Source organism: Streptomyces albospinus (assembly GCF_014648695.1).
GTDB lineage: Bacteria > Actinomycetota > Actinomycetes > Streptomycetales > Streptomycetaceae > Streptomyces > Streptomyces albospinus.
The window spans coordinates 348,966-362,897 of record NZ_BMRP01000003.1 but is presented as its reverse complement, the minus strand read 5'-3'; the positions used below and the strand labels follow the sequence as shown (position 1 = coordinate 362,897).

Here is a 13,932-nt window from a genome sequence, read left to right as displayed (position 1 = left end):
TCCTGTGCATCTGTGGGGGTGTAGGCGGCGAGAGTGCGAGGGCGCACGCACCGCCGTTGAGGTACGCAGACCAGCAGAGCATATGAGGGCGGGATCGAACATGGCAGGGCGCTTCGGGACGGGACGGCGTTTCTTCGGGATAGAGAGCGGCATCATCGGCGTGACCACGGCGGCCGTGGCGTCACTGGCGGTCGCGGGGGCCTTCGCCTTCCTCCAGCCCGGCGCCACCGCCAAGGCCGAGGCCGACACCGTCGATGCCGCCCGGAAGTCCGCCCAGCCGGTCCGCACCGCACCCGTCGATCCGTCCATCTCCCACGCCTCGGACCGCCCGGGCCGCAGCCTGAACATCACCATCGACGACGGCCCGGACCCGGTCTGGACCCCGAAGGTGCTGGCGGTCCTGAAGAAGTACGACGTCAAGGCGACCTTCTGCATGATCGGCCCGCAGGCCAAGGCGCACCCCGACCTCGTCAAGAAGGTGGTCGCCGGCGGGCACCGGCTCTGCGACCACACCGTCAACCACAACACGGCCATGGACCACCGGTCGGAGAAGTACCAGTCCGCGCAGATACTCGACGCCCAGAAGATGATCGAGGACGCGGCGGGCGGCGCCAAGGTCGACTACTACCGCGCCCCCGGCGGCGCCTTCACCCCGTACAGCCGCAAACTGGCCGCCGATCACGGCATGCGCCCGCTGGGCTGGAACGTCGACAGCAAGGACTTCGAAGGCGGCAGCGTCGCCAAGATAGAGGCGACCGTCCGTGGCGAACTCCGCAACGGCCCGACCGTCCTCTTCCACGACGGCGGCGGCAACCGCGCCCGGACGGTCGCGTCCCTGGACCGCCTGCTGCCGTGGATGAAGGAGCAGGGCTACGGCTTCGGGTTCCCGAAGCGGTAGGTCCCGACGGGCGGTGCGCGGGGGCCGGTCCCTTCGACGCGCTGCCGCTCGTGCGTGACGGGCCGGTGACCACCGGCCCGTCACGCACGAGCGGCAGCCGCGCACTGCGGGCAGCCGGCGAACTCCGCCCCGACAGGCCCCTTTTACGCCCTGTGTCCCTGCCGTGCCTGTTGGTGACGCCGTGCCCGCTGACGCCTCGCCCTGACGGGCGCCGCCCGTCACGCCGCGCCGAACAGCTCCGCCAGCCCGCGCTCCACGCCCAGGTACTCCTGCTCGCGCCCGGCCGGCACCGCCTCGTACGAGCGGGCCAGGAACTGCCGCACGTCCTGTGTCCTCAGCTGGACCATGGCGATGCCCTCGTCCGCATGGAACTCCATCACCGTGCGCTCCGGACCCGACGGCCGCACCCGTACGTCGCCCCGGCCGGCCGGCATCCGCAGCCCCTCGGCGAGCAGTTCACGGGCGAACGCCCAGTCCACCGCCGCGCCGTCCAGGGAGATCTCCGGCGGGAAGGACATCCGCACCGCCAGCGGATCGGCGCGCTGGTAGTGCAGCACCGCGGGCACCGCATGCGAGCCGAGCGAGGTCGCGAGGAGGCGGACCTGGACGGCTTGCTCGATGGCGGTGTTCATCGCGGCTGCTCCTCACGGCTGTCGGCGCACGGGTCTGGGCGCGGTCATCCAGTAGGACGGTGTGCCCGCGCCCGCCGTGCACGCGACAGGGGTGTGATCTGCGTCATGCCGGCCGATATCATCCGGAACCCCGCCATCCGGAACCCCGCCATCCGGATCTCCGTCAGGACGGGTGCGCCAGGAACTCGTCCAGGATCCCCGGCGTCACCGCCGCCGCGAATCCCGGTGCGTCGGCCTCCGCGAGATCCGGAATGCGATAGCCCTCCTCGCCCGCCGCGACCGCAGCCGTGAGCGTGACCAGACCGGCCCGGCGGGTGAACGGCGACGTGGTCAGCGTCCAGGCCGCGACGGCCTCGCGCCGCAGCGCCAGGGTGTCCCGGCTGAAGGTGCCCGACCGGGTGACCAGATAGCGGCCGGCGATCCCGTGCCCCAGATTCCGGTACGCGTCCCGCGCCAGCCACAGCACGGCCGCCGTGCTCAGCGCCGCGTAGATCCACGCGGCGTGCAGCAGGACAGGGGTGAACGCCGCCCCGAGGCCCGCGAGCAGGACGGTTCCCGGCAGCACCGCGAACACCAGCCCGCGCACCCGGCGCCGGCGCAGCGCGACCCGGGGGTGCGGCAGCAGCTGCGCCGCGCCCGGTCCGTGCGTCAACTCCGCGTCGGGGAACGGGGAACGCAGCGTCCCGCCCGCCACCCGGACCGCCTCCCGCCGGGGTGCCGGCGGCAGCAGCACGCTGCGCTTGCGGTTCTCCTCCTTGTCGCCCAGGCCGCCCGCCACCGCGCGGACCGTCGCCCCGCCGCCGGCCCGCAGCAGCAGCGGCTCGCGCAGCAGCACACCGCGCAGCCGGGCGCGCTCGATCGTCACCGACCGGGTGGTGAGCAGTCCCCGGCGCACCTGCAACGTCCGCGCGTCGGACCACTCCAGGCAGTAGCTCCACCAGTTCTCGACGTAGAGGACGACCGCGCCCACCGAGCCCAGGGCGATGATCGCCAGCAGTGCCGCGGGGATCGTCAGCCACAGCATCCCGGTGCCGAACTCGGTGAACGCCCGCTGTACAAAGCCCAGTTTCCAGGGCTCGATACCCATCTCGTGCAGCGCCCGGTAGACCGACCCGGCCGCCACGAACACCCCGCCGACGACCCAGAACGTCAGCGGCGCGTACCGCAGCCAGCGCCAGCTGATCCGCGCCAGCACCGGGTCCTCGGTGACCTCCGCGGTGCCCGCGCGCGCCAGCAGCTCCGTGCGCAGCCGGTCGGCCTCGGCCACTGTGAGGGCCTCCAGCGACAGTTCGCCGGAGCCTTCCCCCGAGCCCGCCGTACCGGCCCGCAGGACGGTGACCCCCAGCAGCCGGTGCAGCGGTGTCGCGGTCAGGTCGACGGTACGGATGCGGTGCAGCGGCACACTGCGCAGCCGCCGGGTCAGCAGCCCGCTGCGCACGTCGAAGGTCTCCCGGGTGACCCGGAAGTCCGTACGGGCCCAGCGGATCAGCCCGATCGCGGTGACCACGGCGAACGAGGCGGCGACGGCGGCGAGCGTGATCCAGGCGCCCGAGCTGATCCGGCCGCCGGTCGCCAGCGCGGTCAGCCCCAGCGAGCCGAGCGGCGCGCCCATCCAGCCGCAGTGCACCAGCAGCGTACGGGCGTCCAGGCGGCGCCATTCGGGGGCGGGCGCGGTGGCGGTGGCCGCCGGTGCGCCGGCGTACGGGCCGAGACCCTGCGGGGTGTTCACGCGGCATCACCCGGCACGTCCTGCGCGACCTCGCCGATCCGGCGGGACAGCTCCTCCGCGTCCGCGCACGACAGCCCGGCGATCTTGATGTCACCCGCGGTGGAGGCGGTGGTGACGGTCACCGTCGCCAGCCCGTACCGCCGCTGTATCGGGCCGCGGACGGTGTCCACGGTCTGCACCCGGGACAGCGGTGCGATCCGCCGCTTCTGCCAGAACCAGCCGCCTGCCGCGTAGACCGCGCGATCCCCCAGCTCCCATGCGTGCACCGCATACCGCCAGCGCGGCATCACCGCGAGATAGCCCACCGCCGGCAGCACCAGCACGACCAGCAGCAGCGGCCCCAGCCACGGCAGCGCGCCCGGGAAGAACAGGAGCGACAGCACCGCCATCACGAGCGCGGTCAGCAGCATCGGACCGCTGAGCGTCAGCAGCGCCTGGGTCCGCCACCAGCTGCGGGCGCGGGGATCGACGCGGTGGCGGGGCGGGCGCAGCAGCGGGGCGGCGGCGTGCTCGGGCATGAGGGGTCACCGTTTTCCAAGTCATTCGTATTGGATGGCGGTACGTTATAACGGTACAAGCGACTTGTAAAAGCGGGCCGGTCACCGACGGACGGCACGACGGCAAGCCGCACCACGCTGCAACGAAGGGAGGCCGCCCGTGCCCAAGAAGGTGGATCGCGAAGCCAGGCGGCAGGAGATCTCCGCGGCGCTCTGGCGGATCGCGAGCACCCGGGGCATGGACAGCGCCAGCCTGCGCGATGTCGCAGCCGAGGCCGGCATCTCGCTCGGCCGGCTCCAGCACTACTTCCGCACCAAGGACGAGATGCTGCTGTTCGCCCTGCGGCACATCAACCGGCTGGCCACCGACCGCATCCGCGACCGCATCGAGGCCCTCGCCGAGGCACCCACGCCCCGGGACGTGCTGCGCGCCTGCCTGTCCGGCATGCTCCCCCTCGACGAGGAGAGCCGCACCGGCCTCCTGGTCGGCGCCGCCTACTACTCCCGTGCCGTCCACGACCCCGCCCTCGGCGCCGAGGCCCGCGACGGCATCCCCAAGCTCCGCGCCTTCTTCGCCGACCAGCTGCGGCAGGCCGCCGACCGCGGCGAAGTGCCGCCGGAACGCGCCACCGAGGACGAGGCGATGCTGCTGATCAGCCTCACCGACGGCCTCGCCACATACGTCCTGCTCGGTGTGCACGGCCCGGACGATGCGCTGCGCATCCTGGACGGCCATCTCGCCGGCCTCTTCGGCGACCGCACCCCACCGGTGGACCCGCCTCGGGAGGACGCCCCGTGACGCCGCGCGGGAACGCCGCTCTGTAACGGTGTTCCCGAACGGTGTTCCCGCCATCTGCGGCCGGCAGTGGACTTGACCTCTGGAGGAATACCGGAACCGGCTCGCCGTGCTCGCGCCGTCTGCGATCCTGTCGTCCGACCGTCGCGCATGACCTGCACCCCGCCGGACCGGGCCGGGCGCCCACGCGCGTCACCAGCAGGACCAAGGGGAGGCCGCAGTGCCGTACATCGGTGAGATCTGGCGGGTGGAGCGAGGCGCGGACGTGGTCGGTGAAATCACCGTCACCCAGGCGGACTTCCCATGGCTGAACGGCAGCTTCGCCCCCGGCCCGGCCTTCGCCGAACTGGAACCGCACTTCAGCCGCGAACTCGCCCTGCTCGACACCATCGACGACGACCCGACGGCCTGGGAGGACGCCTACAGCCGCGCCGCCGACGGCGTACGCCTGGTGGCCCCGGCCGGCCCCGTCGCCGAGTTCCTGCTGCACATCGAGGACGACGCCGCGTGGTTCCGCTGGAGCGACGAGCCGTTCGCGGGGGAGTGAGGAACCCGGTCCAGGGGGAGTGACGGGACGGGCTCGGGGGAGCGACGGGACCGGTCTGGGGGAGTGACGGGACAGGCTCGGGGGCGACGGGACCGGCTCGGGGGCGACGGGACCGGCCCGGCGGGACTGCGGGAAGAGGCCGCCCGCCCTCGCCACGCAGGCCCCCGAAGACCCTCCGTCACTCCATCAGGCTCCCCAGCCGTCCCTCCAGCACCACCAGCAACTCGCCCAGCGCAGCGGACAGTTCCTCCTGCCGCTCGTCCCCGATGCCGGCCAGCAGCGCCGCCTCGTAGCGCAACTGCTCGGGCAGCAGCCGGTCGATGGTCTCGCGCCCTTCGGCCGTGAGCGACAGATGCGCGACCCGGCGGTCCCGGTCGTCCGGCCGACGGCTGATCAGCCCGCGCTCCTCCAACTGCCGTACGCGCTTGGTGACCGCCGCCCCGGAAGCGAACGTCTCACGGGCCACCCGGCCGGGCGTCAGCTCCCGGTCCATCCGGCGCAGGGTGCCCAGGATGTCGAACTCCGGCCGGGTGAGCCCCGCCCGCCGCAGTGGTGCGTCGGCAGCCTGCTGGAGCAGCGCGGAACAGCGGTTGAGCCGCCCGATCACCGCCATCGGGCCGGTGTCCAGCCCGGGGTGCACCTGCTGCCACTGGCGCAGCACCCCCGCGACGATGTCCTCGGTCACCCGCACTCTCCTCTCGGCACCTTCGTACGGCTCCTGTCCCGGCAGCGTCGTACGGCCGTACACCCCGCATACCGGCCATGCCGTACGGCCGTCCGCCCGGTCCCGGCGACGGCCCTGCCCTCATTGTGCCTGCCACCCGGCACCCGCCGCCGCGCCGGGCGGACGGGCGCGTCAGGCCGCCAGCGCGGGCACGGACAGCCGCCGGACCAGGCCCGCCAGCGTCCGGTGCCCCTGCTGCTCGGCGCGCGCGATCCGCTCCTCGGGGAGCGCCCGCTGCCACCACTCGCCGGCCGCCACCTCGGCTGCCTCCCGCAGCTCGACCAGGCACCCGGCGAGCCGGTCGCGCGCCCAGTCGGCCTCCCGCGCCTGGTCCGCCACCAGCTCCGACGCCCAGGACGTCCCCGGCCCGGGCACCGCTCCCGCTCCCGTACCCGGCCCCGCGGCCAACAGCCGGGACGCAGCTGCCTCCGCCGCCGCGAGCCGCTCCAGCGCGCTGTCGATACGGTCGGCGGCCCGCCGGTTGGTGACCAGCACACAGCAGGCCAGCCCGACCGCGGCGCCCACCACGGTGTCGATCCACCGGTCGGCGATCAGCGTCGACGCCGGCAGATGCCTGCCGAACTCGGTCAGCAGCAGCGCCATGGGCGTGACACACACCGAGCCGAGCCAGTAATTCCGGGTGATCGTGGCCTCCGCACCGAGCTGGAAGGCCAGCGCCAGCGCGATCATCGTGAGCTGCCCGGTGTGGATCAGCGGCAGCAGGGCGGTGAACAGCACCAGCCCCAGCAGGTTCCCGAGGGTGCGCTGCACCGCGCGCTGCCAGGAGAGCGTGGTGTTGGCCTGGTAGATCGACGCCGCGGTCACCACGGCCCAATACGGATGCCCGACCCCCACCGCCATCGACGTCCAGCCCGCCAGCACGCACCCCACCGCGACCCGCGCCCCGATGGGCAGCAACGGCGAACCGGGCGCAAGGCGCGCGAGGACCGCCCTTACGCCATGGGGGCGCCCAGGGGCGGGACGACGCAGACCGGGGGAGGAGGGAGCCAGGCGGTCACCGGCACCGGGGGCGGCGAGGAGCCCGCCGACCGGACGGTCGATGGCGGCCTCGGCCGCCACGCCGGCCGGCTCCTCGGCCAGGCCCGCGGACGGCGACCCCGCAGGCACCGGCCGCCCGCTCCGCAACTCCCTCGCCCACCCGCCGAACCGCTCCGCCGCCGCCTCCGCGCCGCCCGGCAGATCCGCGTCCCCCAGCGCCGACTCGGCCTGCGCCAGCAGCCGTTCCAGCTCCGCCCGCGCCGCCGCCTTCTCGGGGGTACCCGCCGGAACCAGGAACAGCGTGTGCCACGCGGCATTCACCGCCGCCGCGGTCGCATGCCGGGCCTGCGCCACCCCGGCCGGATCCGTACCGCGAACCGCCCGCGTCGCTCCCGTCCTGTCCGGGGCGGCCCCGGTTCCCGTACGCAGCAACCCGGCGGCGGCCTCCAGCGCCCGCGCGGTGGCGATCCGCTCCGGCCCCTGCGGCCGTACCAGTGCCGGCGCCATGCACACCAGCCACGCGAACGCCCCGGCGCCGAGCGCGAGCCCCAGATGCGCCGGCACCTCCGCGGGCCGCTGGGGCACGAAGAATGCCGACGCCGCGATGAACGTCAGGATCAGATTCCCCGGCGGCCCGATCCGCGTCGCATCGCAGACCACCTTGTGCACCGCGGCCACCAGCGACGCCAGCACGACCAGCACCGCGGCCGACGCGACCAGCGACGCCGCGGTCAGCGCGACGCCCAGGCTCGCGACCATCCCGAGCACCACCCACCACAGCGTCCGGGCCCGCGCCGCGTATGGCAGCCCGTGCGCGTACAGCGCGCACATCGCCCCCGCGGAGGTGTAGAGCACCAGGTCCAGCCGCCCCAGAGCGAACAGCGTCAGATCGGGGACCGCCAGCGCCACCACCGCACTGAGCGCCGGCTTGTGCCAGATGTCCACCGGCCGCCGCAGCCGCACCGTGCTCCGGACCGGCAGCGGCCGGAATCGCACCGGACCCGGCACCGCCGTCCCCGGCGCGTGCGGCACGTGCCGCACGCGCCGCACGTGCGATGTATGCGGCACGTGCGATGTATGCGGTGCGTGCGATGTATGCGGTGCGTCCTTCGGGTTCTGCGAGCCCCGCGGGCTGTTCGGGTTCTGCGAGCCCTGCGAACTGTTCGGGCTCTGTGGTCTCTTCCTCAGCTTCCTCGTGATCGCGGCAGGCTTGGCGTGCTTCCCCATGGCGAAAAGATTAGCAGGTGTTTTACAAGTAAAAGACATGGCGCCCGTCACCCCTCGACGGCGCGCGAGAATAGCCACGTGCCAACCGCCAAGAACACCAAAGCGACCCCCGCGCCCACCTCCCCCGACCGCCGCCGCGAACTCCTCACCATCGCGGCCGAGGTGTTCGCCGACCAGGGTTACAACGCCACCACCGTCCGCCGTATCGCGGACCGGGCCGGCATGCTCGCGGGCAGCCTCTACTACCACTTCGACTCCAAGGAATCGATGGTGGACGAAATCCTCGCCACCTTCCTGGACGAACTGTGGGCCGGATACGACGCGGTGCTCGCCGCACACCTCGGCCCCCGCGAGACCATCGAGGCGCTGGTCACCGAGTCCTTCCGGGAGATCGACCGACACCGCTCCGCCGTCGCCATCTACCAGAAGGAGGCCAGGCACCTCGCCACCCAGCCCCGCTTCGGCTATCTCACCGATTCCCAGCGGAAGTTCGAAAAGGCATGGCTGGGCACCCTGGAACGCGGCGTCGCCGAAGGCGTCTTCCGCAGCGACCTCGACATCCGGCTGACCTACCGCTTCCTCCGCGACACCGTCTGGGTAGCCGCCAGCTGGTACCGGCCCCAGGGCCGACACAGCCCGGAAGAGATCGCCCGCCAGTACCTCTCCATGGTCCTCGACGGCGTCGCACTGCGCGCCTGAACCGCTCCGGGGCCGGGTCCTCTGATCAGGGGGTGCCCTGGGTCAGGGGGTGCCCTGGGGCAGGGCTTGCTGTGGGCCAGGGGTTGCCGTGAGCGAGGGCGTGTCCCGCATGGTCTTGGATGGGCGCGTCCTGGACGTCCTGGACGGGGGCCTGTCTGTCCCGCCAGGGGACGGTTCGTCAGCCTGGGAGGGTGCTCGCCAGGAAGGGGCGGTTCGTCAACCCGGGAAGGTACTCATAGGGACGGAACGGCTCGCCCGTAGGGATGCCTGTGGGGAATGACTTGCCTGCCGGGAACGGTTCGCCGGCAGGAAAGCGTTAGCCGGCAGGAATCGGTTCCTCGATGGCGAAGTTCGTCAGCAGGGCACGGTCTTGACGTACAAAGCCCGCGGCCCCGCAACCGTCCCGTACCGCACATCCTTCGTCGCGCCCTGCGGCAGCCTGCCGTGCGGATTGGCCCGATGCGGGACGACGATGGTGTAGCACGCGGCCCGCTTCGCGCACAGATTGGTCAGGCGTACATAACGCTGCTGGCCCTGGTTGAAGAACTTCCGCACCTTCACGCACCGCGGCACCTGCTCGGCGGCCACCGCCTCCGACGCCATGGACAACGTGAGCGACGCCGTGCACGCCGCACCCGTCAGCGCCATGGCAATGATCTTCCGCATGCGATCTCTCCCCCTGACAGCGCCGGCAGTCCCGATGGCCCGGCCGTCCCCGCCGGCCTCGATGCCCCTGCCGCCCTGGCTGTCCGTACTGCTTCTGATGGAAAACTCCCCCAACGGCGATGGGAAGGCCGACTATCCCGGCCCTGATGTGGATGTCCCGTGACTCCGCCCATTCTGCATACGCAGCTGCCGGAATTCAGCCCTCGCAACCCCATGGCAGAGCATCAGCGACGCAACAGCGACCCATTCGAAACCGGACCGCGCCCGTAATCAGGGAACCGAAACAACCCGATACGGGCCGTATCCGCCGCATCACCCCAGGGGTACGCCAGCCGCACCTCAGGAGCACACCAGGCATGCGCCAGGCTCGCACCAGGCATGCGCCAGGCGCTCCGGCCCCGGCGCCCCCTCGCGCTCAATCGTCCGCGGACGGTCGAGCCGTCACCACCTTCAGGCCCCGATCCGCGAACTCCCGACGCATCGACTCCTTCGCTCCGCCGTCCGTGATGAACGTGTCGAAGACATCCGCGTCGCCGACCCTGGCGAAGCAGCGCTCACCGATCTTCGACGAGTCCGCGACCACCACCGCACGCCGGGAACGCTCGGCCATGAGGCGGTTGACCCGGGCTTCCGCCTCGTCGTGCACCGTGGCGCCCATCATCGGGTCCATGCCATTGGCTCCGATGAACGCGATGTCGATGGAGATCTGCTGTAGTACCAACTCGCTGAAGGGGCCCACCAGTTCAAACGACCGCGAGTGTGCCACGCCGCCGGTGAGAACGATCTTGATTTGCGGTCGCACCGCCAGCTCATTGGCGATGTTGAGAGAGTTGGTGACGATCGTCAGATGCGGTTGCGGCCCCGCCTCCGCGAAGTCCGGACGGGTGGCGAGCGCCCGGGCGATCGCGGTGGTCGTCGTCCCCCCGCTCAGCCCGACCACATCCCCACGCTCGACCAGCTTCGCCGCCGCTTTCGCCACGGCCTCCTTTTCCGCCGATCTGTGTGCGTGCTTGTAACGAATGGGAAGGTCGTACGCCACCGAGCTGAGCACCGCCCCGCCCCGGGTGCGGGTCAGCAACTGCTGCTCGGCGAGGGCATCCATGTCGCGCCGCATCGTGGCAGCCGAGACTTCCAGCTCGGTCGCCGCCTCCTCGACATCCACCCGGCCTCGATCCCCGAGCAGCTCAAGCAGTGCGTTCATTCGTTCATGGCGCTTCATGGCGCGAGCCTAATTCGTTTCCACCGACCACGGTGCGCGCCGAGGGATGCCTATAGCGCCCACCGCCCCGGCTGTCCCCGAGCCCAGCCTCCATGCGATCGCACCGCCGATCCCACCGCCGGAGCCAGGACGGAACACCTCATCCATCACTCGTCGCTCCTGCCGTACAGCGGTCCCATCACACGTTGTTCCTGTCGCTGCTGTCGCTGCTGTCGCTGCTGTCGCTGCTGTTGCTCCCGTTGCTCCTCGTTCTGATCGCTCCGTGCCCGTCACTTGTCCACCCTTCCTTTTGCCTCTCCGCCCTTCCTCGCTCTGCTCCACACGCCGCTCGTCATGCCGCGCCCGGGGAAAGGCACCGAGCCAGTGCCACGCGCTGGTCGTCCGGCAGATGGTCACCGAGCGGCGATGGGCGTGGGCTGTGCTCGCCGTCGCAGATCCAGCCGCCGCTGTCGGGGGCGAGCGACCATGGCTCGGCTCCCCACACCGCGTGCCCCTGGAGCAGGCTCTGGGCCAGTGGTTCGCATCCTGCGGGGGCCCCTGGGCCACGAGCGTCGCGGACACCACGGCGATGGCTTCATCGGGCATGTCGGTGTCGCCGAGGGCGGGAAGCAGCAGGAGCAGTCGCGGGTGCCGGTCGGTTACCCCGATCGCCCCGGACGGGGAGTCGATCAGGGCGGCCAGCTCCGGCCAGCACAGCCCGGGGCCGATGCGGTCCTCGTCGTCGCTGGCGAGTACCAGGTCGTGTGCCCAATCCGGGTGGCTGAGGAAAAAGTCCGTGGAGTTGTACTCCTCACTGTTGTTGTAGTGGATGGTGATGCTGTGGCCTCCGGCCAGCGGGATGCTGAAAGCGGGCCAGGCGGATGTGTCGTGGAGGGTGTCCAGCAGAGCGCCGGCGTCCGCCGCATCCACCCCGAAGGACGCCGCCGGCAGTCCTTCGTAGAGATTCGCGAGGCGCGCTGCCCAGAAGCCGGGCTCCTTGAGCAGGGGCAGTCCGTCCACGACGGGGGATGAGGCGTAGATGCGCCGTGCCGTGACCATGCGCTGATTGTCGCGGCAGCGGATCGAACTCCCTCGTCCGTCACCCCCGTTGCTCACTTCCTTCTGCCGGATTTCCTGTCCTTACCCCTTCCTTCTGTTCACTCCCTCGGGCTCTCCGACTCTCCGAAACTCTGGGGCCTCACCCCCGGGCGGTTGCTTCGACGGTGCGCAGACCGGGGACCGTCGCCGGAGTACCCAGTACTCCGAGCAGTCGTGCGGCCTCCTGGGCGACCGCTTCCCGGGCGGGCTTGACGTACTTCCGGGAGTCGACGAGGGCCGGGTCCGCTTCCAGGGTGCGCCGTATCGAGTGGGTGAAGACGGAGACCAGGTGCGTGGAGATATTGATCTTCGTCATTCCGGCGGCGATGGCGCGCCGCAGTTCGTCGTCCGGTACGCCCGACGAGCCGTGCAGCACCAAGGGCACCGGCAGCGTCGCGCGCAGCGCCGCGATCAGGTCCTTGTCCAGTTCTGCGGTGCGCTCGTGCATGGCGTGCGAGGAGCCGACGGCGACGGCGAGCGCGTCCACTCCGGTGGCGCGGACGAAGGACAGGGCTTCGTCGGGGTCGGTGCGTACGCCCGGTGCGTGCACGCCGTCCTTCCCGCCCACCTTGCCGAGCTCCGCCTCGACATAGACGCCGCGGTCGTGGCACCAGGCCGTGAGCGCGGCCGTCGCGGAGACGTTCTCCTCGTAGGGCAGCGCCGAGGCGTCCACCATGACCGAACCCACGCCGGCCGCGACTCCCTGGTGGACCAGTTCGGCATCGGTGATGTGGTCGAGGTGCACCGCGATCCGTGCGGTGGAGTGCTCGGCGAGGGCGAGCGTGGCTCGGGTGATGGGCAGCAGGCTGCCGTGGTAGCGGATGCAGTTCTCGCTGATCTGGAGGATCAGAGGGATGTCCGTGCGCTCTGCGGCGGTGACGAGCGCCTCGGCGGTTTCGAGATGGATGACGTTGAAAGCCGCGGCACCGACCCTCGCTTCACGCGCGGCGTCGACGATGGCTGAGGTGGGGACTAGGGGCATGGGGTCCTGACTCCCTTGTGGAAGGGGTGAGTTGGTGGTGGGGGCAGGGGAAGGGGGACGCGGGTATGGGAGAGGGCGGTGGGCTAGGACGCGGTCGGTTCGTGGAGCATCACCGAGCGCGTGAGGCTGCGCGGGTTGTCCGGGTCCAGGCCGCGGGCGCGCGCCCGCTCGAGCGCCAGTCGCTGCACGAGCACCAGGTCGGCGAGCGGATCGCGCGCATGGCACACGAAGCGTGCACCGGTCCGCGCCACATCGGCCTCCAGCCCCTCCGGCGCCTGGCCGAACACCCAGGTCACCCGGCCCGGAGCAGCTATGGCGATCGGGCCGTGGCGGTACTCCATCGCGGGATAGGACTCCGTCCAACTCTGCGATGCCTCGCGCATCTTGAGCGCGGCCTCATTTGCCAGGCCGTACGTCCAGCCCGTGCCGAGGAAGGAGAACTGCTCGGCGTCCACCCACTCCTTCTCGATCGGCGCCGCGAGTGCTTCCTCGGCGTCGCGCACCGCCCGGGTGACGTCCTCGCCGACGTGTGCGCGCAGCAGCGTCAGTGCGGTGGTCGCGAAGCGGGTCTGTACGACGGACTGCTCGTCGGCGAAGGGCAGCGCGACCGTCTCGTCCGAGAGCGTGACCGCCGGCGTCTCCGGATCGCCGATGATCGTCACCGTCGGGATCCGCCCCTTGACCGCTTCCAGCACGCGGAGCACCTCGGTGGTCGTCCCCGAGCGCGTGATGGCCACCACCGCGTCGTAGTCGCGGTCGCTGCCAAGGAACGCCTCCGAGGCGGGGAACGGGTCCGTCACCCCCAGCCCGGCGCCCTCGCGCAGTGCCGCATACGACTGGGCCATGAACCAGGAGGTCCCGCACCCGACGACGGCCACGCGCCGGCCGGCAGCGGGCAGTGGGCCGCCGGCGGCGCCGATCCGCGCGGCCCCCCGCCAGGTCTCCGGCTGGCTGCGCAGCTCCTGCTCCATGTACGAGGTCTCGCTCATGGCATGCCCTCCCGTGATCGTGTGATCGATGCGTCGGCTGTGCTGCTTTGAACTGCAAGATTTCTGTTCGTTGCAATCGACTCTACGCAGTCTCGCGGCGTTGATCCATCCCTCGTGCGGGTGGATGCAGCAGAGAGGAGCACGCATTGTGGGGCGGATCCTTGCCGTAGGGGTTGGGCGCGGGCCGGCACTGGGTATGGCGAAAAGCAGAGCATAGTCTGTTGACAGCTGCGTGAAAGGTGGCTGATATT

General features: G+C 71.4%; 14 protein-coding genes. 4 read left to right on the top strand and 10 right to left on the bottom strand.

What is annotated here, in order from left to right:
* The first annotated feature begins 100 nt into the window (after positions 1–100).
* Entirely contained in the window at positions 101–898 is a 798-nt protein-coding gene (locus IEZ17_RS07165) for a polysaccharide deacetylase family protein (protein ID WP_229851975.1), read from the top strand.
* 218 nt (positions 899–1,116) lie between these two features.
* On the opposite strand, the gene ssgD is transcribed toward IEZ17_RS07165, so the two are convergent.
* The 3 genes from ssgD to IEZ17_RS07150 form a co-directional block, all read right to left on the bottom strand.
* A complete protein-coding gene (gene ssgD, locus IEZ17_RS07160) occupies positions 1,117–1,530 on the bottom strand; it encodes a spore wall synthesis regulator SsgD (RefSeq protein ID WP_189297530.1) in 414 nt (137 codons plus the stop codon).
* A gap of 163 nt (positions 1,531–1,693) precedes the next feature.
* Positions 1,694–3,259, bottom strand: a complete 1,566-nt coding sequence (locus tag IEZ17_RS07155; RefSeq protein WP_373299741.1) for a PH domain-containing protein — start codon at positions 3,257–3,259, stop codon at positions 1,694–1,696.
* Positions 3,256–3,777 (bottom strand): PH domain-containing protein, encoded by a 522-nt coding sequence (locus IEZ17_RS07150; protein WP_189297528.1) that lies wholly within the window; start codon positions 3,775–3,777, stop codon positions 3,256–3,258. The genes IEZ17_RS07155 and IEZ17_RS07150 overlap by 4 nt, the downstream gene beginning before the upstream one ends.
* 139 nt (positions 3,778–3,916) lie before the next feature.
* On the opposite strand from IEZ17_RS07150, the gene IEZ17_RS07145 reads away from it, so the two are divergent.
* Both IEZ17_RS07145 and IEZ17_RS07140 read left to right on the top strand, forming a co-directional pair.
* On the top strand, positions 3,917–4,555 hold the full coding sequence (locus tag IEZ17_RS07145; protein ID WP_189297526.1) for a TetR/AcrR family transcriptional regulator: 639 nt from the start codon (positions 3,917–3,919) through the stop codon (positions 4,553–4,555).
* 217 nt (positions 4,556–4,772) lie between these two features.
* On the top strand, positions 4,773–5,099 hold the full coding sequence (locus IEZ17_RS07140; RefSeq protein ID WP_189297524.1) for a hypothetical protein: 327 nt from the start codon (positions 4,773–4,775) through the stop codon (positions 5,097–5,099).
* Between the two features lie 178 nt (positions 5,100–5,277).
* Here the strand turns inward: IEZ17_RS07140 and IEZ17_RS07135 are convergent, their stop codons facing one another.
* Positions 5,278–5,784: a MarR family winged helix-turn-helix transcriptional regulator gene (locus IEZ17_RS07135; protein ID WP_189297522.1), complete on the bottom strand. Its 507-nt coding sequence runs from the start codon at positions 5,782–5,784 to the stop codon at positions 5,278–5,280.
* 171 nt (positions 5,785–5,955) lie between these two features.
* Positions 5,956–7,818, bottom strand: coding sequence for an FUSC family protein (locus IEZ17_RS43800; protein WP_189297519.1), 1,863 nt, complete (start codon positions 7,816–7,818; stop codon positions 5,956–5,958).
* Between the two features lie 309 nt (positions 7,819–8,127).
* On the opposite strand from IEZ17_RS43800, the gene IEZ17_RS07125 reads away from it, so the two are divergent.
* Positions 8,128–8,748, top strand: coding sequence for a TetR/AcrR family transcriptional regulator (locus IEZ17_RS07125; protein WP_189297517.1), 621 nt, complete (start codon positions 8,128–8,130; stop codon positions 8,746–8,748).
* Positions 8,749–9,102: 354 nt separating this feature from the next.
* Here IEZ17_RS07125 and IEZ17_RS07120 read toward each other — a convergent pair whose 3' ends face one another.
* The 5 genes from IEZ17_RS07120 to IEZ17_RS07100 all read right to left on the bottom strand — a co-directional run bounded on the left by IEZ17_RS07120 (position 9,103) and on the right by IEZ17_RS07100 (position 13,681).
* Entirely contained in the window at positions 9,103–9,414 is a 312-nt protein-coding gene (locus IEZ17_RS07120; RefSeq protein WP_189297515.1) for a hypothetical protein, read from the bottom strand.
* A gap of 415 nt (positions 9,415–9,829) precedes the next feature.
* Entirely contained in the window at positions 9,830–10,633 is an 804-nt protein-coding gene (locus IEZ17_RS07115; protein WP_189297513.1) for a DeoR/GlpR family DNA-binding transcription regulator, read from the bottom strand.
* 9 nt (positions 10,634–10,642) lie between these two features.
* Positions 10,643–11,671 carry a P-loop NTPase family protein gene (locus IEZ17_RS07110; protein WP_189297511.1) on the bottom strand — a complete coding sequence of 343 codons (1,029 nt, stop codon included), beginning with the start codon at positions 11,669–11,671 and terminating at the stop codon, positions 10,643–10,645.
* Between the two features lie 139 nt (positions 11,672–11,810).
* Positions 11,811–12,692 (bottom strand): class II fructose-bisphosphate aldolase, encoded by an 882-nt coding sequence (locus IEZ17_RS07105; RefSeq protein ID WP_189297509.1) that lies wholly within the window; start codon positions 12,690–12,692, stop codon positions 11,811–11,813.
* A gap of 83 nt (positions 12,693–12,775) precedes the next feature.
* On the bottom strand, positions 12,776–13,681 hold the full coding sequence (locus IEZ17_RS07100; protein WP_189297507.1) for an SIS domain-containing protein: 906 nt from the start codon (positions 13,679–13,681) through the stop codon (positions 12,776–12,778).
* Between the last annotated feature and the right edge of the window lie 251 nt (positions 13,682–13,932).